Genomic DNA, 20,356 nt, shown 5'->3' on the forward strand with positions numbered 1-20,356 from the left:
CTTGATGAGCCATTCTGAAGGCCATATTGTTTTGCTCGCGCCCATGACCGGTCCGGTCGTGCCGCTCGCGAACGTGCCCGACCCTGTGTTTTCGGGCGGCATGTTCGGCGACGGCATCGGCGTCGATCCGCTCGAAGGCCGACTCGTCGCGCCGTGCGACGGTACGGTCACCCATCTGGCGCGCACCGGTCACGCTGTGACGCTGGCCACTGCCGAGGGCGCCGAGATCCTGCTGCATATCGGTATCGATACGGTCGAACTGAACGGCAAGGGTTTCGCACCGATGGTCGCTCAAGGCGCTCAAGTGCGCGCCGGCGACGTGCTGATCGAGTTCGATCAGGATCAGGTCGCGCTGAATGCGCCGAGCCTCGTGTCGGTGATCGCGATTGCCAACTCGGATGCGTTCGAGATCGTCGAACGTGTGCAGGGCGGCTTGCTGAAGGCGGGTGAGACGCCGCTGCTGCTGCTGCGCGCGCGCGGCGGCGCGGCGGCCGAGGCATCGCGCCAGGCGAGCGCGACGAACGTGACGGAAGAAGCGCGTCAGCAAGTCACGCTGATTCACGCAGGCGGTCTGCATGCGCGTCCGGCGGCGCGTGCGCGCGAAGCGGCACGTGGATTCGATGCACGCGTCGAAGTGCGTTACGAAGGGCGTAAAGCGGCGATCGAAAGCGTGGTCGGTTTGCTTGGCCTTGGCGCTGGAGAAGGCGCGACCATCGAGTTGCTGGGCGTCGGTCCGCAAGCTGCTGCCGCTGTGGCTGCGATTGCAAACGAACTGACGCGCGAAGCGCACGGAGAAGTGGAAGAGAAACCGGCGCGCCAAAGTTCGCCTGCGCCTCAAGCTGTTGCTCGTCCGGCGGGCGAGACGCTTGCACCGAATACGCTCGCCGGCGTCTGCGCGGCGCCGGGCGTCGCGGTCGGCAAGCTGGTGCGTTGGGACGACGCGGACATCGATCCGCCCGAAAAGGCGACCGGCACGTCCGCAGCGGAAAGCCGTTTGCTCGACAAGGCCATTGCCACCGTCGATGCGGATCTCGATACGACGGTGCGTGACGCCTCGCAGCGCGGCGCGGTTGGCGAAGCGGGCATTTTCTCCGTGCATCGCGTGCTGCTCGAAGATCCCACGCTGCTCGACGCGGCGCGCGATCTGATCAGCCTCGGCAAAAGCGCCGGCTTTGCGTGGCGCGAAGCGATCCGCGCACAGATAGCGATCCTGACGAATATCGAAGACGCGTTGCTCGCGGAACGTGCCGCCGATCTGCGCGACATCGAGAAGCGCGTGCTGCGCGCGCTGGGTTACACGAACGCCGCGGCGCGCACGCTGCCGGAAGAAGCCGTGCTGGCGGCTGAAGAGTTCACGCCGTCCGATCTGTCGACGCTGGATCGTTCGCGTGTCACTGCCTTGGTGATGGCACGCGGCGGCGCGACCTCGCATGCCGCGATTCTCGCGCGTCAGGCGGGCATTCCCGCGCTGGTCGCAGTCGGCGACGCGCTGCACGCGATTCCCGAAGGCACGCAAGTGGTGGTGAACGCCACGACCGGCCGCCTCGAATTCGCACCGACCGAACTCGATGTGGAACGCGCGCGTCTGGAGCGCACGCGTTTGGCCGATGTGCGCGAAGCAAACCGCCGCACCTCGCAGCAAGCGGCGGTCACGGCCGATGGCCGCGCGATCGAAGTCGCCGCGAACATCGCCACGCTCGACGACGCGAAAACCGCCGTCGAAAACGGCGCCGATTCCGTTGGCCTGTTGCGCACCGAACTGCTGTTCATTCACCGCGCGGCCGCGCCGACCACGGACGAACATCGTCAGAGCTACCAGGCAATTGTCGATGCATTGAGCGGCCGCACGGCGATCATCCGCACGTTGGACGTCGGCGCCGACAAGGAAGTGGACTATCTGACGCTGCCGCCCGAACCGAATCCCGCGCTCGGCTTGCGCGGCATCCGCCTCGCGCAAGTGCGCCCGGATCTGCTTGACGATCAGTTGCGCGGTCTGCTGGCGGTGCAGCCGCTCGGCGCCGTGCGCATCCTGTTGCCGATGGTGACCGACGTCGGCGAATTGATCCGCATCCGCAAGCGTATCGATGAATTCGCGCGCGAGTTGGGCCGCACGGAACCGATCGAAGTCGGCGTGATGATCGAAGTGCCGTCGGCGGCGTTGCTGGCCGATCAACTGTCGCAACACGCGGATTTCCTCTCGATCGGCACCAACGATCTGACGCAATACACGCTCGCCATGGACCGTTGTCAGGCCGACCTCGCCGCTCAGGCGGACGGCTTGCATCCGGCCGTGCTGCGCTTGATCGCGGCCACGGTGCAGGGCGCGAACAAGCACGGCAAATGGGTCGGCGTGTGCGGCGCATTGGCGGGCGATCCGCTTGCCGCGCCGCTGCTCATCGGCCTCGGCGTGACCGAACTTTCGGTGGATCCGGTGTCGGTGCCGGGCATCAAGGCGCGGGTGCGCAACCTCGATTATCAGCTGTGCCGTCAACGCGCCCAGGATGCCCTGGCGCTCGAATCGGCGCAGGCGGTAAGAGCAGCAAGCCGCGAAACCTGGCCTTTGGACTGAACCCCACACGGTCCGCAGCCAGCTTCGCTCAATCAACACTCATAGCTACAAACTCAAGACGCCGTTCAAGAACGGCGTTCAACAAAGAGACAAGGATTGGAGGTATCAATGGATGGGAATCCGTTTCTGAAGATTCAGCGCCTGGGACGCGCGCTGATGCTGCCGATTGCGGTGCTGCCGGTCGCCGGCCTGCTGCTGCGCCTCGGCCAACCCGATGTGTTCAACATCAAGATGATCGCCGACGCCGGCGGCGCGATCTTCGACAACCTGCCGCTGCTGTTCGCGATCGGCGTGGCGGTCGGTTTCGCGAAAGACAACAACGGCGTGGCGGGTCTGGCGGGTGCGATCGGTTATCTGATCGAAGTCGCGGTGATGAAGGACATCAACGACAAGCTCAACATGGGCGTGTTGTCCGGGATCGTGGCGGGTATCGTCGCGGGCTTGTTGTACAACCGGTACAAAGACATCAAGCTGCCCGATTACCTGGCGTTCTTCGGAGGGAAACGCTTCGTGCCGATTGTCACGGGGGTTGTCTGTCTCGTGCTCGGCATAGCGTTCGGCTACGTATGGCAACCGGTGCAAGCCGTGATCGATACGGCGGGCCACTGGCTGACCACCGCGGGCGCACTCGGCGCATTCGTGTTCGGCGTGCTGAACCGCCTGCTGCTGGTCACGGGTTTGCATCACATCCTCAATTCGCTGACATGGTTCGTGTTCGGCACGTTCACGCCGCCGGGCGGCGCCGCGGTGACGGGCGACCTGCATCGCTTCTTCGCGGGCGATCCGACTGCGGGCACCTTCATGACGGGCTTCTTCCCGGTCATGATGTTCGGTCTGCCGGCTGCGTGTCTCGCGATGTTCCATGAAGCGCCGAAGGAGCGCCGCGCGGTTGTGGGCGGTTTGCTGTTCTCGATGGCACTGACCTCGTTCCTGACGGGCGTGACCGAGCCGATCGAATTCAGCTTCATGTTCCTCGCACCGGTGCTGTATGTGATCCACGCGCTGTTGACGGGCCTCTCGCTCGCCATCTGTTCGGCGCTCGGCATTCACCTCGGCTTCACCTTCTCCGCCGGCGCAATCGACTACGTGTTGAACTACGGTCTGTCGACTCGCGGCTGGTGGGCGATTCCGATCGGCCTCGTCTACATGGTCGTGTACTACGGTCTGTTCCGCTTCTTCATCCGTAAGTTCAACATGGCGACGCCGGGCCGCGAACCCGCCGCTGCCGACGAACAGGTCGACTCGTTTGCCGCGGGTGGTTTCGTATCGCCGGTCGCCGGTGCGGCTGCGCCGCGTGCGCAGCGTTATATCGCGGCGCTGGGCGGCGCGTCGAATCTGTCGGTGGTGGATGCTTGCACGACGCGTCTGCGTCTGTCGGTGGTCGATTCGAACAAAGTCTCGGAAAGCGAGCTGAAGACGATCGGCGCGCGTGGCGTGCTCAAGCGCGGCTCGACCAACGTGCAGGTGATCATCGGACCGGAAGCGGACATCATCGCGGACGAAATCCGTACGGTGATCGCGCAGGGTGGTGGTGAGGCGGTGAAGCCGGTGGCTGCTGCCGTGGCTCAGGCTGTGGCGGCTGCGCCGGTTGCGGCTTCGGGTGCTCAAGGCAGCGGCCCGCTCGATCCCGATCCGCTGCGCTGGCTCGCCGTGTTCGGCGGCGCGGGCAACGTGGTGTCGCTGGATGCGGTCGCGGCGACGCGTTTGCGTATCGTCGTGCGCGATCCGTCGGCAGTCGATCGTCAACGTCTGGCGACGCTCGATACGGCATGGGTTTCTGCGGACACGTTCCATATCGTCGTCGGCGACGCGGCGCAACGCTACGCGGAAAAGCTGGCGACGCGCACGACGCAAAGCGGCGGTGCAACGCCTTTGCCGGCATGACGCATTGCTAGACAAAGGTGCGGCTCGCGCCGCTTCGCATTCGCTTAAGCTGCGATAAAAAAAGCGGGACCTTGAATCAATCAAGGTCCCGCTTTTCCGTTTACCGGCCCATCTCAGCCGGCATGTGCCGCCTTAGCGTCTCTTCTGCGCACTCGTTGCCGCCGACTGGCGCGACTCCAGCCACATCACGTTGATGACGCCGAACGCCAACGCCACGCCGATCCCGAGAATCCAACTGAAATACCACATCGCAAACTCCTGTTAAGCGTCTTGCCGGTCAATACATCGTATGGTGATTCTCTTCGAGCGCGGCGGCGGTCACCTTGCCGCGCATCACGCGATACACCCAGCTCGTGTAGATCAGGATGATCGGCAGGAAAATGATCACGGCGATCAGCATGATCTGCAGCGTCATGCGGCTCGAAGTCGAATCCCACACGGTGAGGCTGCTGCGGCCGTCGAGCGAGGAGGGCATGATGAACGGAAACATCGAGAAGCCCGCCGTCAGGATTACGCCGATGATCATCAGCGAGGTCGACAGAAAGGCGCTCTTCTCGAAGCGCGAGCGGGCGAGCAGCGTGGCCAGCACGCCGCCTGCGAGACCGGCCATCGGTGCGGCCACCATCCACGGATAGTTCGCGTAGTTGGTGAGCCACAGTCCGGGTGCGCCGATCACGTTCTTCGTCAACGGATTGGCGACCGTGTCGAGCGCTGGGGCGTCGATCACCTGGTAACCGCCGATCATCGTGGCGATCAGCGCACCAGCAATCAGGAACAGCACCACGGTCGCGAACGCGGCGATTCGAAGCGCCAGCGAAGCGCGCTCGGCGACAATGTCGTCCGCTTTCATCTTGACGAAGGCGGCGCCGTGCGCGGCCAGCATCGATACGCTGACGAGGCCGCACAACACCGCGAACGGGTTGAGCAATTCGAAGAAGCCGCCGTGATAGGTAACGCGCAAGTCGGTATCGAACGAGAACGGCACGCCTTGCAGGAGGTTGCCGAACGCGACGCCGAACACCAGTGCCGGTACGAAGCCGCCGACGAACAACGCCCAGTCCCACGCCATGCGCCAGCGCGGGTCTTCACGTTTGCTGCGGTAGTCGAAGCCGACCGGCCGGAAGAACAGCGCGAACAGCACCAGCAGCATGGCGAAATAGAAGCCGGAGAACGACGCCGCGTACACCAGCGGCCACGCGGCGAACATCGCGCCGCCCGCCGTGATGAGCCACACCTGATTGCCTTCCCACGTCGCGCCCACCGTGTTCACGACGATGCGCCGCTCGGCGTCGGTCTTGCCGATGAATGGCAGCAAAATCGCCGCTCCCATGTCGAAGCCGTCGGTGAGCGCGAAGCCGATCAGCAACACGCCGATCAGCACCCACCAGATCAGTTTGAGGGTTGCGTAATCCATGATGATCTTTTCCCTTGAAACTCAGTGGCGGCGAATCAGGCGGCCGTGTTGGTCGGCAGCGGCTGATTCAGCGGCTGTTGTTCGTGGTGATAGCGGCCCGTATGCAGCGACGAAGGACCGAGCCGCGCGTACTTGAACATCAGCATGATTTCGATGATGAACAGCACCGTGTAGAACACCACGAAGCCCGCGATACTCAGATACAGGTCATTCGGCGTCAGGCTCGAGGCCGACAGGTTGGTCGGCAGAATGCCCGCGATGGTCCACGGCTGACGGCCCACTTCAGCGACGATCCAGCCGAACTCCGCCGCGAGCCAGGGCAGCGGAATTGCCCATACGGCCCAGCGCAGGAACCAGCGGCGCTTCTCCAGCAACAGCGAGCGCTGAGCGCAGAACCAGAACGCCAGCACGAAGGTGGCGAGGAACAGAATGCCCAGGCCCACCATCAGCCGGAACGAGAAGAACACGGGCGCCACAGGCGGGATCGTTTTCTTCGCGGCCTGGGCGATCTGATCCGGCGTGGCGTCGGTGACGTTCGCGGTGAACTGCTTGAGCATCAGGCCGTAGCCGAGATCCTGCTTGTGCGCGTCGAAGGCGGCTTTGGCTTCGTCGGTGATGTCGCCTTGTTTCAGCTTCTGCAGGGCGGCGTAGGCGAGCATGCCGTTCTTGATGCGCACCTCGTTGCGCGCCATCAAATCCTTCAGACCGACCACGGGTTCATCGAGCGAACGGGTAGCGATCAGGCCGAGCGCGTACGGAATCCTGATAGCGTAATCGGTGCGCTCTTCCTTCTGATTCGGAATCCCGATGATCGTGAACGGAGCCGGTGCGGGCGCGGTTTCCCATTCGGATTCGATCGCGGCCAGTTTGACCTGCTGGACTTCGCCGGTACGGTAGCCGGATTCGTCGCCGAGCACGATCACGCATAACGTCGACGCCAAACCGAAGCCGGCGGCAATCGCGAACGAGCGCAACGCGAATTCGGTGTCGCGGCGCTTGAGCAGATACCACGACGACACGCCGAGCACGAACATCGACGCCGTCACATAGCCCGCCGACACGGTATGCACGAACTTGACCTGCGCGACCGGATTGAACAGCACGGAGAAGATGCTATCGAGCTCCATGCGCATGGTCTGGTAGTTGAAGGTCGCGCCGACCGGATTGTTCATCCAGCCATTGGCCACCAGAATCCACAGCGCCGACAGATTCGAGCCGAGCGCAACGAGAAACGTGACGAACACATGCTGGACCTTCGAGAGCCGTTTCCAGCCAAAGAAGAACAGCCCGACGAAGGTCGACTCGAGAAAGAAAGCCATCAGGCCTTCGACCGCGAGCGGCACGCCGAAAATGTCGCCGACATAGTGCGAGTAGTAAGACCAGTTGGTGCCGAACTGAAATTCCAGCGTGAGACCGGTGGTCACGCCCATCGCAAAATTGATGCCGAACAGCTTGCCCCAGAACTGGGTCATGTCTTTGTAGATCTGCTTGCCGGTCATCACATAGACCGACTCCATGATGACAAGCAGCCAGGACAGGCCGAGCGTGAGCGGGACGAACAGAAAGTGGTAAAGCGCGGTGATGGCGAACTGGAGGCGCGACAGTTCTACGACTTCGCTAACGGGCATGTGGATCACCTTGGGACGGATGCGAGGCAGGCACGGACAGCAGCGCCTGCGCGACTTGCTCAGGCGGCAGCGACATGTGCTCCGCCTGCGGATGATTGAAGAACGTGTACTTGAGCGCCATCAGCAGTACGAATTTGATGGCGAGGACGATGGCGATATCCCGCGCCAACGTCGGACCGCGCACCCAGCCATGGAACCGTTGGCGCAGGCTCCGGCGGCGGGTGGTGCTGCGATTGAGGGCTGTGGTCATGATCGGTAGAAGGCAACTTCACACCGGCGAATCCGGCTGGCGCCAGACCGCGTCAGCGGTCGGGCGAGTGCATCCCGATTCTAGGAGTAGAACCTCGCGCGCAACAGTTCGGAACTGCGGCATTGGGTCGCGAGACTTGCCCCGTTCAACCAGTATTGCTATCTGGTTTGTGATACGTCAAGAAACGCATGTCGCTTGTGGATGTTCTTGAGCGAAGGCGGGCGTGCGCGAACAAGCCGCGGCGTGGGCGAAAAAAAGCCCCGCCGTCTTGCGAGGGCGGGGCTTGGCAGCTTTGCTGCCGCGCGCCGGACGAACCGGCATGCTGACAATTTTCAAGCGTTAAGCGTATTCGGTGAGCGCGCCGCGCATCTTCTTCATAGCGCTCGCCTCGATCTGGCGAATACGTTCGGCGGACACGCCGAATTCGTCGGCCAGTTCGTGCAGCGTGGAGCCGCCCGACCCGTCGTCTTCCACCTTCAGCCAACGTGCCTCGATGATGCGGCGGCTGCGGGCGTCAAGTGCGTCCAGCGCGCTCGCAATACCGTCGCTTTGCAGCTTGTCGCGCTGACGCGAAGCCAGCACGGCGGTCGGTTCGCTATGCGAGTCAGCCAGATAGGCGATCGGCGCGTACGCTTCTTCACCGTCTTCGACCTGGCCTTCCAGCGCAATATCGCCGCCGGACAGACGCGTTTCCATTTCGGAGACTTCTTCGCGCTTCACGTTCAACTCTTTGGCCAGATCGTCGATCTGGTCCGGCGTGAACGCGCCCAGCCCTTGCTTGTGGCTGCGCAGGTTGAAGAACAGTTTGCGCTGCGCCTTGGTGGTGGCGACCTTCACCATCCGCCAGTTGCGCAGAATGTATTCGTGGATCTCAGCCTTGATCCAGTGCATGGCGTACGACACGAGGCGCACGTTCTGCTCCGGATCGAAGCGCTTCACGGCCTTCATCAGGCCGATATTGCCTTCCTGGATCAGGTCGGCGTGCGGCAGTCCATAGCCCAGATAGTTGCGCGCGATCGACACGACCAGCCGCAAGTGCGACAGGACGAGACGGCGCGCGGACTCGAGGTTGTCCTGCTCGCGAAATTCGGTGGCGAACTGGCGTTCTTCCGCCGGCGTCAGCATCGGAATCCGATTTACGGCCTGGATGTAGGCGTCGATATTGCCCAGTTGACCGGGCAGCAGCGAGGAATGCGAGAGCGCCAGTGCACCTGCCGAAGCGGCCTTAGCCGACGACGGGCTCAAAGTACTCGGAAGGGTCATTGCATGGCTCACGTAGGAAACTCCTTTGGAATCAGACAAAAGCTTATTCAGGTAACGACTCCAGCGTTGGATGTTAGCACTCTGATTTGCCGAGTGCTAATACTTAGAGGGCGTAGGGGCATCCAAGTTCCACAAATTCCTATTGAAATTACGAATCAATAGCCATGGTACACCGCTTCGGCCGGCTCTGTGCTAGACGTAGAATTTACCTAACAGACTGCCTGCATCGTTATAAAGACCTGATTTTTGCCAAATTTGAAGTGACTAATTGCGGAAAGTCAGCTTTCTTCATACGATCCGCTAAATTGAGATTCACCTTAGAATACGCAAAACAGTTACAGATTGTTCAGCGTTCCACGGAACCCGGGTGTTAGATGAACAACAAAAAGAATGCTTTGCGTGGTCTGACTCTAAAAATCTTCGCCGGATCGTTGATTTTAGGGGCTTCAGGTTTGGCCTCGGCAGATCAGTGGGGCGTGCAGGTTGCAGGCGGTCTTGGCGACCATCACGTCCGGAAGCTCGACCTTGGGGTGGTGTGGGACCCCAATCTGACCTGGTGGCAAATTGGCGACTGGCACTTCGCGCTGATCGGCGAAGCGCACGTGGCCTGGTGGCATACCGATGAAAGTGACGAGCACCGCAATATCGGCGAATTCGGCGTCACGCCGTTTATCCGCTTCATTCGCGGCACGGGCTCGATCCGTCCCTTCGTGGAAGCGGGTGTTGGTGTGCGACTTCTTACGCATGCCCGCATCTCTTCTGACTACACCTATGCCACGGCGTTCCAATTTGCGCCAACAGCCGGCGCGGGCGTGCAGTTCGGCAGCCACCAGCAGTACCAGGCGGGCTATCGCTTCCAGCATGTTTCCAACGGCGGTATCAAAGAGCCGAATCCTGGTATAAATTTCCACCAGCTATATCTGCAATACAACTTCTGACAACCGTGGCCACGTTGGCTCACCGGTGCAAGGGGCTGAGCGATGGCAGCAAAGATTATCGAAGCGGTTCGCGAACTCGAGCGAGAGCGCTTTCGGGCGATGGTCGACGGCGACGGGCCCTCGCTCGACGCCCTGCTCGCGGACAACGTGAGCTACGTTCACACGAACGGCAAGCGGGAAACCAAACGGCAGTTCATCGACGGGATTACTACGGGCCGCCGCCGCTATCGGCAGATCGAGATTCAGTCGCAAGAGGTGCTGCCGGTCGGGCGCGAGATCTGCGTGGTAACCGGTCGCGCGCTGATCGAAATGGAGGCGAACAACGGGGCGCTGCTGTTTCCGATCGCCTACACGGCGATTCATATGCAGGAAGACGGCCGTTGGCGCCTGATTGCCTGGCAGGCCACGCGTTGCGCAATCGAGTGAGCCTTGTGAGCTCATTCTGTCGAGCCGGCGGCGCCTTGTGAGCGGGCCGCTCCGATTGACGCGAGCGCTCGCGCATCGTGTTTGCGTCGGTTTGCCTCACGTCGGCCTGATTCTCAGGCGGCGACGCTTTCCTGATCCACACCGCTCCATTCGCGTCGATCCGGCGCGCCGGTTTCTGCCACGTTGAGCACCTGCGCCGCGACGCCTTGCCGCTCCGCGTTCTTCGCCCGCATCACCGCTTCGCCTGCATATGGATGGCGTGGATGCACCGGCAACTGATTGCAGCGCTCCGCCACGAGCCGGACCGCCTCCATATCGGAGAAATCGAGCCCCGTATCGACGCCTTGCGCATCCAGATTCATCGCCAGCGCGACGAGATCGACGTTGCCGGTGCGCTCGCCGTTGCCGAACAGGCAGCCTTCGACGCGGTCCGCACCCGCCAGCAGCGCCAGTTCCGCGGCGGCCACCGCGGTGCCGCGATCGTTATGCGGATGCACTGACAGCACGATGCTGTCGCGATAGCCGAGATTGCGATGCATCCATTCGATCTGGTCGGCGAAAACGTTCGGCGTCGCCGCCTCCACGCTCGCGGGCAGGTTGACGATCATTTTGTGATCGCGCGTGGGCCGCCACGTCTGCGCGACCGCGTCGCATACCTCGCGTGCAAACGGCAATTCGGTCGTATTGAACGTTTCCGGCGAGTACTGGAAGGTCCAGTGCGTGCCGGGACGCGCCTGCGCATGGTCCTTGATGAGTTGCGTGCCCTGCACTGCCAGCGCCTTGATCTCGGTCTTCGACTGATTGAACACAATCCGCCGAAACGACGGGCAGATCGCGTTGTACAAGTGCACGATGGCGCGCGGCGCGCCTTCCAGCGCCTCGAACGTGCGCGCAATCAGTTCCGCTCGCGACGGCATGAAGACCTCGATGGTCACGTCGTCGGGAATGCGCTTTTCCTCGATCAGCTTGCGGACGAAATCGAAGTCCGTTTGCGACGCCGACGGGTAGCCGACCTCGATCTCCTTGAAACCGATCGCGACCAGCATCTCGAAGAACTCGAGCTTTTGCGCGGCGTTCATCGGCTCGATCAGCGCCTGATTGCCGTCGCGCAGATCGGTGCTCATCCAGATCGGCGCCCGGTCGATGGTGCGGCTCGGCCATTTGCGGCCGGTCAGACGTACGGGCGGGAAGGGGCGGTATTTTTCAGCGGGGTTTTGCAACATGGTGAGCCTCGTTCGTTGGGTCGTCTGCGAAAGGGTGTGGCCGGGAGCGGTTGGCGGACTGCCACGGATGCACGGTCCGCCAGCCGGTGGCTAGCGGCAACAACGAACGGGCGCGAACGAACGGCGTCATCGTGACGGCGAAAACGGACGTGGATAAAGCCCATGCGGCGTGCATTTGATCCTCGCGCTTCGTCCGCGCGGTAAACGGACGAATGCAAACGACTACAGGTTGTGAAGAACTACGCTTTGGGGGTGCAACAGGAACAACGGAACTGCTGGAGAGCCCGCGCTTTGAGCAACCTGAGATGCCAACGCGCGGCGCTACGCCTGACTTACGCCAGGCGTAGCGATAGGGGCCGCGCTAGGCGGCCGGAGGTAATTCGGAGGGTGTTCGGAAGGGAACGCATGGGTCTAATGTATGACGCCGCGTTGCGGCGTGTCAACCCGCGTGGGTCGCGGCGGGCGACGGCAAGCGCGCCGTAGCGCTTACGCCGCGGCCATTACACGGGCATTCTGGCGACGTCCACGATCAGTTCCACCTGCCGTTCGATCGCGCTCGGCACGGGTGCTTCGCCGCGCAAGACGGCGCTGATCCAGGCAGCGGTCGTCGGCGCGTCCTTGGCCTCGGGCAAGTCCACTTCCGGCGCATCGGGCGACGAGCGCTCGTGCGGCACGCGCGTTTCGCAGACACCATCGTGCAACCAGTCGACCTGCACCTGACGACGCGTATCGGCCACCGCTTCGCCTTCGGTGCCGCGCGCAAGCAGCGCGCCGCCGGCGGCCGCGTCCGGATGCGTGTTGAACAGTTGTGTGAGGCTGTCGCGATACGGCGGGTGCGTGTAGTTCACGAGGCGCAGACCCGCGGGCGCGAACGGCTGGAGGATTTTCACGAGCGTGTGCGTCGAGTTGCGCACGCCCATGCGCCGGCGCAGCGCAAGCAGCCGTGCGAGCTTCGGCGCGAGCACCTCGATTGGAGCAAACGCAACGCGGTGCTCGGCGAGACCATCTTCGATATCGGCGTGCGATCGTGCGTGCTGAATCTGCAGATGCGTGAAGATTTCCGCGCTCGTAACCCGGCCCGGATCTTCGGTGACGCCGTGCACCAGCACCGGCACGCCTTCGCGCGCCAGCAGCAGGGCGAGCAGCGGCACCAGATTCGGCTGCTTGCGCGCGCCGTTGTAGCTGGGTATCGACACGGGCCGGAACGTGCCGTGCGGCAAATGGACCGGCTCGAAAGAAGCATGTGCGCCGGCCAGCATCGCGGCGAGTTCGTCGGCGGTTTCGCCCTTCACGCGGTACGCGAGCAGCACCGCGCCGAGTTCGAGCTCGGCCACGCGGCCATCGAGCATGGCGGTGTAGAGCGCGCGTGTATCGTCGGCGGTCAGCGCGCGGGCGCCGTTCGGGCCTCGGCCGATTTCCTTGATGAAGCGGGCGCAGGGGAAGGGATTGACGGTGTCGGCGGAGTCGGTCATCGGGCGCAGGGGACGTGTTGGCGTACCGCTTCAAAGCGGTTTGCCACGGTATTCAAGGGACGCTGTTGACTGTGAGTATCGCATCTATGGCGATCCGGCGAGGCCCCGCGCCCGTGCCGCCGGCCTTGCCAGTCCATGCCGGACTGGTGCGCGCGGCGCTTTGTCGCGCGTTACACTCGATGTTTTATCGCCGCACAGGCGGCACACATCAAGAAACGGAGAACGGGATGAGTTACGTATTTGCACCCGCACCGGTGGTCGCGGTGCCGGTTGTGGGGTCCAGCGAGCAGTTCGCGGTGCGTCGCATCTACTGTGTGGGCCGCAATTACGAGGCGCACGCGCGCGAGATGGGACATGATCCCGACCGCGAACCGCCGTTCTTCTTCGCCAAGCCGGCCGATGCCGTGCTGTACGTCGCGCCCGGTGCTACCGGTGAGTTTCCGTACCCGTCGCTGTCGAAAAACGTCCACTTCGAGATGGAAATGGTGGCGGCGATCGGCAAGGGCGGCAAGAACATTCCAGTCGAGAGCGCGCTGGACCACGTGTACGGTTACGCGCTCGGCCTCGATATGACGCGCCGCGATCTGCAGGCCGAAGCCAAGAAGCTGGGCCGTCCGTGGGATACCGCGAAGGGCTTCGATCACTCGGCGCCGCTCGGCCCGATTCATCCGGCGGCGACGGTCGGCCATGTCGACAAGGGCGCGATCTGGCTATCGGTGAACGGCGAAGAAAAGCAAAACTCCGACGTGTCGCAACTGATCTGGTCGGTGGCCGAGACGATCGCTTATCTGTCGACGCTGTTCGAACTGCAACCTGGCGATCTGATCTTCACCGGCACGCCGGAAGGCGTCGGCGCAGTGGTGCAGGGCGATCTGATGAAGGGTGGCGTGGACGGGCTCGGCGAGCTCAGCGTGCGCGTCGTCTGACGGCCGGTTGGGGGAGACAGACAACATGAAGCTCTACAGCTATTTCCGTAGCTCGGCGTCTTATCGCGTGCGCATTGCGCTGAACGTGAAGAATCTGCCATACGACTACGTGCCGGTGCATCTTGTGCGCGACGGCGGCGAGCAGTTGAAGCCCGAATACCGCAAGGTGAACGCGGACGGGATCGTGCCGACCTTTGTCGACGGCAATGAAGTGATGCCGCAGTCGCTCGCGATCATCGAGTATCTGGAAGAGATGCATCCCGAGCCGCCGCTGTTGCCGAAGGCGCCGGCAGATCGTGCGTATGTGCGCGCGCTGGCGTTGCAGGTGGCGTGCGAGATTCATCCGCTGAACAACCTGCGCGTGCTGAAGTATCTGAAGCACACGTTGGGCGTCGACGATTACGCCAAGGACGCCTGGTACCGGCACTGGGTGGAAGCCGGCTTCGCGACGTTGGAAACACATCTGGCGGCAGATTCCCGTACCGGCAAGCTGTGTTTCGGCGATGCGCCGACCATTGCCGACACCTGTCTGATTCCGCAGGTGTTCAACGCGCAGCGCTTCAAGGTCGACACGGCGAAGTTTCCGACGATTCAACGCATCTACGATCACGCGATGCAACTCGACGCGTTTGCGCGCGCGGCGCCGGGCGCGCAGCCGGACGCCGAGTAATTTGTGATCGTCGGGCAGGCGGGATGAAAAAAGGGCACTCCAAGGAGTGCCCTTTGCTGCCTAAGCCCGAGGCTTAGCCCGCGAACGCCGCGGCGCTTAGCCGCCCAGCAACGCGTCGGAAAACTCTTCAGCGCTGAAAGGCTGCAAATCCTCGACCTTTTCGCCGACGCCGATGAAGTACACCGGAATCGGACGCTGCCGCGCGATCGCGGCCAGAATGCCGCCCTTCGCCGTGCCATCGAGTTTGGTGACGATCAGGCCGGTGAGGCCGAGCGCGTCGTCGAAAGCCTTCACTTGCGCGAGCGCATTCTGGCCGGTGTTGGCGTCGATCACCAGCAGCACCTCGTGTGGCGCGCCGTCTTGCGCCTTGCCGATCACGCGCTTCACCTTGCGCAGTTCTTCCATCAGATGCAGTTGGGTCGGCAGGCGGCCGGCCGTGTCCGCCATCATCACGTCGATTTTGCGCGCACGCGCGGCGCCGACCGCGTCGAAGATCACCGCAGCCGGGTCGCCGCTTTCCTGCGAGACCACAGTTACGTTGTTGCGCTGACCCCAGATGGCCAGTTGCTCGCGCGCGGCGGCGCGGAACGTGTCGCCCGCGGCCAGCAGCACGGATTGATCGAAACTCTGCAGATGCTTGGCGAGCTTGCCGATGCTGGTGGTCTTGCCCGCGCCGTTGACGCCGGCGATCATCATCACGAGCGGTTGCGCGCGGCCGAGCATGAGCGATTTTTCCAGCGGCTTGAGCAGGTCGACTAGCAACGTGCGCAGCGCGATCTTGACCTGCTGGGGATCGACGAGGCGCTCGGCGCGCACTTTTTCGCGCAGCGCTTCGAGCAGGAATTCGGTGGCGTCGACGCCGGCGTCCGACATCAGCAGCGCGGTTTCGAGCTCTTCGTACAGGTCTTCGTCGATCTTCGTGCCGACGAAAATGCCGGTCAGATTCGAGCTCGTCTTCGACAAGCCGGTCTTCAGACGCGTCAGCCAAGAACGCTTGGCGCCCGCGTCCGGCGGCGGCGGCGGGACGACTTCGACAGTTTCTTCGAGCGCGAATGCGTCAGGCTCGGGATCGATTGCGGACGGAGCGGCCACCGGCGGCGTCTCGACGCGAACCGGAGCCGCGGCCGGCTGCGGCGTGGCCGGCGCGACGGGCGCCTCCACGGTGCCTGCGGGCGTCGAGCCTTCTGGCGCGGTTTGCGACTCTTCTGGCGCGTTATCGGACTCTTTCGAACCCTTGAATCGTTTGAAAAAGCTGAACATGATCTGGCGTGGTGAGAGCGCGCGCCGATGCGCGCAGCCGGCACAAGACCGGTGGGAGCGGCAGGCAGCGTTGCGATGCGGGATGCAAGGCGCTGGAAGCCGCACATTTTATCAGGCGCGCCGCCGGCCGTCGTATCGGCCGAACGGCCAGGCTGGACGCGGGGCGTCGCTGTGGTAACGTTGGCGCTCCGGCCCGCATATTTCGTCGTCGCGGGCGCTTCAATAACGTAATCGAAACCGCATGCCCCGTTCCGCACCTTCACGCGCCCATGGCGCTTCGTCCAAAGGCGGCAAGCCGCACGCCATCCGTATCATCGGCGGCGACTGGAAGCGCACGCCTTTGCCCGTGCTCGATCTCGACGGCCTGCGCCCCACGCCGGATCGCGTGCGCGAGACGCTGTTCAATTGGCTCGGGCAGAATCTGGACGGCCAGCGCTGCCTCGATCTGTTTGCCGGCAGCGGCGCGCTGGGCTTCGAGGCGGCGTCGCGCGGCGCGGCACGGGTCTTGATGGTGGAGCGCAATGCGCGGGCTGCCAGCCAGTTGCGCGCGAACCAGGAACGCCTGGCGGCGCGCACAATCGAAATCGCTGAAGCAGACGGTTTGCGTCTTGCCGCGAGCCTCCCGCCCGGTTCGTTCGACGTGGTGTTTCTCGATCCGCCGTTCGGCGGCGACCTGCTCGGCAAAGCGCTCGCGCTGGCGGCGCCGCTCGTGAGCGCAGACGGATTTCTATATGTGGAAGCAGGTGAGGCGCTCGAACTCGACGGGAACGAGACGCTCGCGGGGTGGGACATCGTGCGGCAAGGTAAGGCCGGCGCTGTCCACTTTCATTTGCTGCAGCGCGAAAATAAGGAATAATGCGCGTTCCAAAACAAGCGCCGGACGGTTCGCCGTCACGGGCGCGGTCCGTGCCAAATGCGTCGCGTGGACGCTTTGACGTGCCCCTTTGTCTGAAGAGAGGAGAAGTCTCATGGTAGTCGCCGTGTACCCGGGCACGTTCGACCCGCTGACGCGCGGTCACGAAGACCTCGTTCGGCGCGCGTCGAGCATTTTCGACACGCTGGTGGTCGGCGTTGCCGACAGCCGCAACAAGAAGCCATTTTTCACGCTCGAAGAGCGCCTCGACATCGCTCACGAAGTGCTCGGGCACTACCCGAACGTTCAGGTGATGAGCTTCAAAGGGCTATTGAAGGATTTCGTGCGCACCAATAACGCGCGCGTGATCGTGCGCGGTCTGCGGGCCGTGTCGGACTTCGAATATGAGTTCCAGATGGCCGGCATGAATCGCTATTTGCTGCCCGACGTCGAAACCATGTTCATGACGCCGTCTGATCAGTACCAGTTCATCTCGGGCACGATCGTGCGTGAAATCGCCCAGCTCGGCGGCGACGTCAGCAAGTTCGTGTTCCCGTCGGTCGAGAAATGGCTGACGGAAAAGGTCGCCGCGATGGATCCGGCTAGCGGCGCTTCGGCGGGACAACCGTAACCGGCGTAAACTGTCGGTTTGACGGATCAAAGCCGGCTGCGGCCGGCGTGAAGTGAGAGAAGTATGGCCTTGATGATTACCGACGAGTGCATCAATTGCGACGTGTGCGAGCCCGAGTGCCCGAACGACGCAATTTCGATGGGCCCGGAAATCTACGTGATCGACCCGAGGAAATGTACCGAGTGCGTCGGGCATTTTGACGAGCCTCAGTGCATTCAGGTGTGCCCGGTCGAGTGTATTCCGCGCGACCCGGACCATCTGGAGACGCCTGATGGCTTGATGGCCAAGTACCACGCGCTGCAGATCGCGAAGGGCGCCTGAGGTACGAAGTCAAAAGGAAAACGGCGAGGCTTTTCGGCCTCGCCGTTTTCTTTTGGCGGTGATGCTTTTGCGCGGTCCTATCCCACGTACGCGCTGAAGATCTCGCGCAACGCGTCCAGCAGAATGTCGCATTCGGCGTCGGTGCCGACCGAGATTCGCAGATGCTGGTCGATGCGCGGCGCCTTGAAATGGCGCACGAATATCTCCTTTTCCCTCAGTCGCAGCACGAGCGTCGCGGCGTCGTAGCCCTCATGGCGAGCGAACAGCAGATTCGCCGCCGACGGCACCACCTCGAAGCCCAATGCCGTCAGCCCCGCGGCCAGCCGCTCGCGGCTTGCCACGACTTTGGCGCAGGTGTCGCGAAACCACGCGTCGTCTTCGTACGCCGCCGCGGCGGCGACTTGCGCAAGGCGGTCGAGCGGATACGAGTTGAAGCTGTCCTTCACGCGGTTCAGCGCGCCGATCAACTCCGGGTTGCCGAACGCAAAGCCAACGCGCATTCCCGCCAGCGAACGCGACTTCGACACGGTCTGGACGACCAGCAGATTCGGATAGCGGCCGATCAGACAGACGGCCGATTCGGCGCCGAAATCCACATAGGCTTCGTCGATCACCACCACGGAATCGGGATTGCTCGCCACCAGGCGCTCGATATCGGCGAGCGGCAGCGGACGGCCGGTCGGCGCATTCGGATTCGGGAACAGGATGCCGCCATTCGGCGACTTGTAGTCGTCGACGTTGATCGCGAAGCTGTCGTCCAGCGGGATTGTCCGGTAGTCGACTTCGAAAAGTCGCGCATACGTCGGATAGAAGCTGTACGTGATGTCCGGAAACAGCAAGGGTTTGTCGTGCTTGAGCAAGGCCTGGAACGTGAGTGCCAGCACTTCGTCAGAGCCGTTGCCGGCAAACACCTGCTCCGCGCGGATGCCGTGGTACGCGGCCACCGTCTCGCGGAGCTTGTGCGCCGTCGGATCGGGATAGCGCCGCAGCGATTCGGCCGCGTCGCCCAGTTCCCGCCGGATCGCTTCGAGCACTCGCGGCGACGGCGGATACGGATTCTCGTTGGTATTCAGCTTGACCGGATGCGCGACCACGGGCTGTTCGCCCGGCACATACGGCGTCAGACGGTGAACGATGTCACTCCAATAGCGGCTCAAGCGGTTCTCCTCCCAAACAAGATCGTTGCTGTCGACGGCGTTACGGCAAGCTGGCTTCCAGCGAAACAGTCTACGGGTTGCGATGCAGTTGCATCATTGCGCGTTCCAGTTCGCCCTTGATGATTTGCGGCATGACGGCAAGCCCACGCTCGATCGACGCATCTATCACGTCCTGCTCTTCCCGGCGCGGCGGCTTCAGCACGTAGTTGGCAACGTCGGGCTTGGCACCGGCGCGCGCGCTCTCAGGAATCAGGTCGCGCGGATGGCCGATGCCGATCCGCAGCCGCCAATATTGCTGCGACGAAAGATGCGCGGTAATGTCCTTCAGCCCGTTGTGGCCGCCGCTGCCGCCGCCGAGCTTCAGCTTGATGCTGCCGGGCGGCATGTCGAGTTCGTCGTGCGCGACCAGGATTTCGTCGGGGAGAATCTTGAAGAACTGCGCAACCGCCACGACCGATTGGCCGGAACGGTTCATATACGTCTGCGGTTCCAGCAGATGCACTTCCTCGCCGTGAAGCCGTGCCTTGGCATAGAAGCCGTGGAAACGCCGTTCGTCGCGCAGCGTCGCGCCTGCTTCGCGCGCCAGTTGATCGACCAGCCAGAAGCCGGCGTTGTGGCGCGTCGCGGTGTATTCGGCGCCCGGATTGCCGAGGCCGACGATCAGCTTGATCATGATTGCGTAGGTCCGTCTGGCCCGAAAGCTGAACGCAGCCGAGCCGAAAAAAACCGAAAAAAAACCCGCCGGGGCGAACCTCGGCGGGTCACGTCGACCGTTTCATTCAAACGGATCGAGAGGATTTCTTGCTCTTTGCCTGAGGCGCCCTTAAGCAGCCGGCTTTTCGCCTTCGCCTTCAGCAGCAGCGGCGTCGCCTTCAGCGATTGCGCCAGCCGGGATCGTTGCAGCTGCGACCACCGGGTTTTCTGCTTCGACGTGAGCAACCAGCGACACACCTGCCGGCAGCTTGATGTCTTTGGCGTGAACCGAGTGACCTGCTTCGATCGTCGCCAGATCAACTTCGAGGAATTCCGGCAGTGCCGACGGCAGGCACTCGATTTCGATTTCGTTGATGACGTGCGAGATCACCGCGCTCGACAGCTTCACTGCCGGGTTCGATTCCTGGTTCATGAAGTGCAGCGGCACCTTGGTGTGCAGCTTCTTCTTCGCGTCGACACGTTGGAAGTCCACGTGCAGCACGAGCTGACGGAACGGGTGGTATTGCACGTCGCGCAGCAGAACCTGTTGCGACTTGCCTGCCACTTCCAGATCGAGGATCGACGAGTGGAAAACTTCTTTCTTCAGCGCGTGCCACAGCGCGTTGTGGTCCAGTTCGACCAATTGCGTTTCAGCACCAGCGCCATATACGATGCCCGGGGTCTTGCCCGAGTTACGCAGGCGGCGGCTCGCACCCGTACCTTGCAAAGAACGCTCGAAAGCGACTACTTTCATTTTGAATCTCCAATGCACTGCCCG

The 20,356-nt window shown here is 62.9% G+C and carries 19 protein-coding genes and 1 pseudogene; 9 read left to right on the plus strand and 11 right to left on the minus strand.

Annotated elements, in window-relative coordinates; all coding sequences use genetic code 11:
* The first annotated feature begins 4 nt into the window (after positions 1–4).
* Both ptsP and nagE read left to right on the plus strand, forming a co-directional pair.
* Positions 5–2,569 carry a phosphoenolpyruvate--protein phosphotransferase gene (gene ptsP, locus B0G80_RS18215; RefSeq protein WP_181919978.1) on the plus strand — a complete coding sequence of 855 codons (2,565 nt, stop codon included), beginning with the start codon at positions 5–7 and terminating at the stop codon, positions 2,567–2,569.
* Positions 2,570–2,677: 108 nt separating this feature from the next.
* Positions 2,678–4,453: an N-acetylglucosamine-specific PTS transporter subunit IIBC gene (gene nagE / locus B0G80_RS18220; protein ID WP_116118897.1), complete on the plus strand. Its 1,776-nt coding sequence runs from the start codon at positions 2,678–2,680 to the stop codon at positions 4,451–4,453.
* Between the two features lie 132 nt (positions 4,454–4,585).
* On the opposite strand, the gene cydX is transcribed toward nagE, so the two are convergent.
* From cydX to rpoH, 5 genes are all read right to left on the minus strand, one after another.
* Positions 4,586–4,702: a cytochrome bd-I oxidase subunit CydX gene (gene cydX / locus B0G80_RS18225; RefSeq protein WP_106282157.1), complete on the minus strand. Its 117-nt coding sequence runs from the start codon at positions 4,700–4,702 to the stop codon at positions 4,586–4,588.
* 28 nt (positions 4,703–4,730) lie between these two features.
* Positions 4,731–5,867: a cytochrome d ubiquinol oxidase subunit II gene (gene cydB, locus B0G80_RS18230; RefSeq protein WP_116118898.1), complete on the minus strand. Its 1,137-nt coding sequence runs from the start codon at positions 5,865–5,867 to the stop codon at positions 4,731–4,733.
* Positions 5,868–5,902: 35 nt separating this feature from the next.
* On the minus strand, positions 5,903–7,495 hold the full coding sequence (locus B0G80_RS18235; protein WP_116118899.1) for a cytochrome ubiquinol oxidase subunit I: 1,593 nt from the start codon (positions 7,493–7,495) through the stop codon (positions 5,903–5,905).
* Entirely contained in the window at positions 7,485–7,745 is a 261-nt protein-coding gene (cydP, locus tag B0G80_RS18240) for a cytochrome oxidase putative small subunit CydP (RefSeq protein ID WP_106282151.1), read from the minus strand. Before cydP ends, B0G80_RS18235 begins: the two co-directional genes overlap by 11 nt.
* A 339-nt stretch (positions 7,746–8,084) precedes the next feature.
* Positions 8,085–9,020 carry an RNA polymerase sigma factor RpoH gene (gene rpoH / locus B0G80_RS18245; RefSeq protein ID WP_106282149.1) on the minus strand — a complete coding sequence of 312 codons (936 nt, stop codon included), beginning with the start codon at positions 9,018–9,020 and terminating at the stop codon, positions 8,085–8,087.
* Positions 9,021–9,382: 362 nt separating this feature from the next.
* Between rpoH and B0G80_RS18250 the strand changes: the two genes are divergently transcribed.
* Together B0G80_RS18250 and B0G80_RS18255 are read left to right on the plus strand one after the other, a co-directional pair.
* Positions 9,383–9,946 (plus strand): acyloxyacyl hydrolase, encoded by a 564-nt coding sequence (locus tag B0G80_RS18250; RefSeq protein WP_116118900.1) that lies wholly within the window; start codon positions 9,383–9,385, stop codon positions 9,944–9,946.
* Positions 9,947–9,988: 42 nt separating this feature from the next.
* On the plus strand, positions 9,989–10,372 hold the full coding sequence (locus B0G80_RS18255; RefSeq protein WP_116118901.1) for a nuclear transport factor 2 family protein: 384 nt from the start codon (positions 9,989–9,991) through the stop codon (positions 10,370–10,372).
* A gap of 191 nt (positions 10,373–10,563) precedes the next feature.
* Here the strand turns inward: B0G80_RS18255 and B0G80_RS18260 are convergent.
* A pseudogene (locus B0G80_RS18260) lies at positions 10,564–11,595 on the minus strand (2-isopropylmalate synthase); the annotation flags it as partial.
* 500 nt (positions 11,596–12,095) lie between these two features.
* Complete coding sequence (ybiB, locus tag B0G80_RS18265; protein WP_116118903.1) at positions 12,096–13,067, minus strand: DNA-binding protein YbiB; 972 nt, start codon at positions 13,065–13,067, stop codon at positions 12,096–12,098.
* 227 nt (positions 13,068–13,294) lie between these two features.
* Between ybiB and B0G80_RS18270 the strand changes: the two genes are divergently transcribed.
* Positions 13,295–13,993 carry a fumarylacetoacetate hydrolase family protein gene (locus B0G80_RS18270; protein WP_106282139.1) on the plus strand — a complete coding sequence of 233 codons (699 nt, stop codon included), beginning with the start codon at positions 13,295–13,297 and terminating at the stop codon, positions 13,991–13,993.
* A 25-nt stretch (positions 13,994–14,018) separates the two neighbouring features.
* On the plus strand, positions 14,019–14,663 hold the full coding sequence (maiA, locus tag B0G80_RS18275; protein ID WP_116118904.1) for a maleylacetoacetate isomerase: 645 nt from the start codon (positions 14,019–14,021) through the stop codon (positions 14,661–14,663).
* A gap of 96 nt (positions 14,664–14,759) precedes the next feature.
* On the opposite strand, the gene ftsY is transcribed toward maiA, so the two are convergent.
* Positions 14,760–15,923, minus strand: coding sequence for a signal recognition particle-docking protein FtsY (ftsY, locus tag B0G80_RS18280; protein ID WP_116118905.1), 1,164 nt, complete (start codon positions 15,921–15,923; stop codon positions 14,760–14,762).
* Positions 15,924–16,164: 241 nt separating this feature from the next.
* On the opposite strand from ftsY, the gene rsmD reads away from it, so the two are divergent.
* The 3 genes from rsmD (at position 16,165) to B0G80_RS18295 (ending at position 17,728) form a co-directional block, all read left to right on the plus strand.
* On the plus strand, positions 16,165–16,779 hold the full coding sequence (rsmD, locus tag B0G80_RS18285) for a 16S rRNA (guanine(966)-N(2))-methyltransferase RsmD (protein ID WP_116118906.1): 615 nt from the start codon (positions 16,165–16,167) through the stop codon (positions 16,777–16,779).
* Positions 16,780–16,891: 112 nt separating this feature from the next.
* Positions 16,892–17,407 (plus strand): pantetheine-phosphate adenylyltransferase, encoded by a 516-nt coding sequence (gene coaD, locus B0G80_RS18290; protein ID WP_012431643.1) that lies wholly within the window; start codon positions 16,892–16,894, stop codon positions 17,405–17,407.
* Between the two features lie 63 nt (positions 17,408–17,470).
* The gene (locus B0G80_RS18295) at positions 17,471–17,728 is read left to right on the plus strand and encodes a YfhL family 4Fe-4S dicluster ferredoxin (protein WP_116118907.1); all 258 of its coding nucleotides are present in this window, start codon (positions 17,471–17,473) and stop codon (positions 17,726–17,728) included.
* Between the two features lie 77 nt (positions 17,729–17,805).
* Here the strand turns inward: B0G80_RS18295 and hisC are convergent, their stop codons facing one another.
* From hisC to B0G80_RS18310, 3 genes are all read right to left on the minus strand, one after another.
* A complete protein-coding gene (gene hisC, locus B0G80_RS18300) occupies positions 17,806–18,885 on the minus strand; it encodes a histidinol-phosphate transaminase (RefSeq protein ID WP_116118908.1) in 1,080 nt (359 codons plus the stop codon).
* A gap of 70 nt (positions 18,886–18,955) precedes the next feature.
* Positions 18,956–19,558, minus strand: a complete 603-nt coding sequence (gene pth, locus B0G80_RS18305) for an aminoacyl-tRNA hydrolase (protein WP_106282127.1) — start codon at positions 19,556–19,558, stop codon at positions 18,956–18,958.
* Positions 19,559–19,708: 150 nt separating this feature from the next.
* Positions 19,709–20,332 (minus strand): 50S ribosomal protein L25/general stress protein Ctc, encoded by a 624-nt coding sequence (locus B0G80_RS18310; RefSeq protein ID WP_106282125.1) that lies wholly within the window; start codon positions 20,330–20,332, stop codon positions 19,709–19,711.
* Positions 20,333–20,356 lie beyond the last annotated feature (24 nt).

It is taken from the genome of Paraburkholderia sp. BL6669N2 (genome assembly GCF_003387275.1).
Lineage (GTDB): Bacteria > Pseudomonadota > Gammaproteobacteria > Burkholderiales > Burkholderiaceae > Paraburkholderia.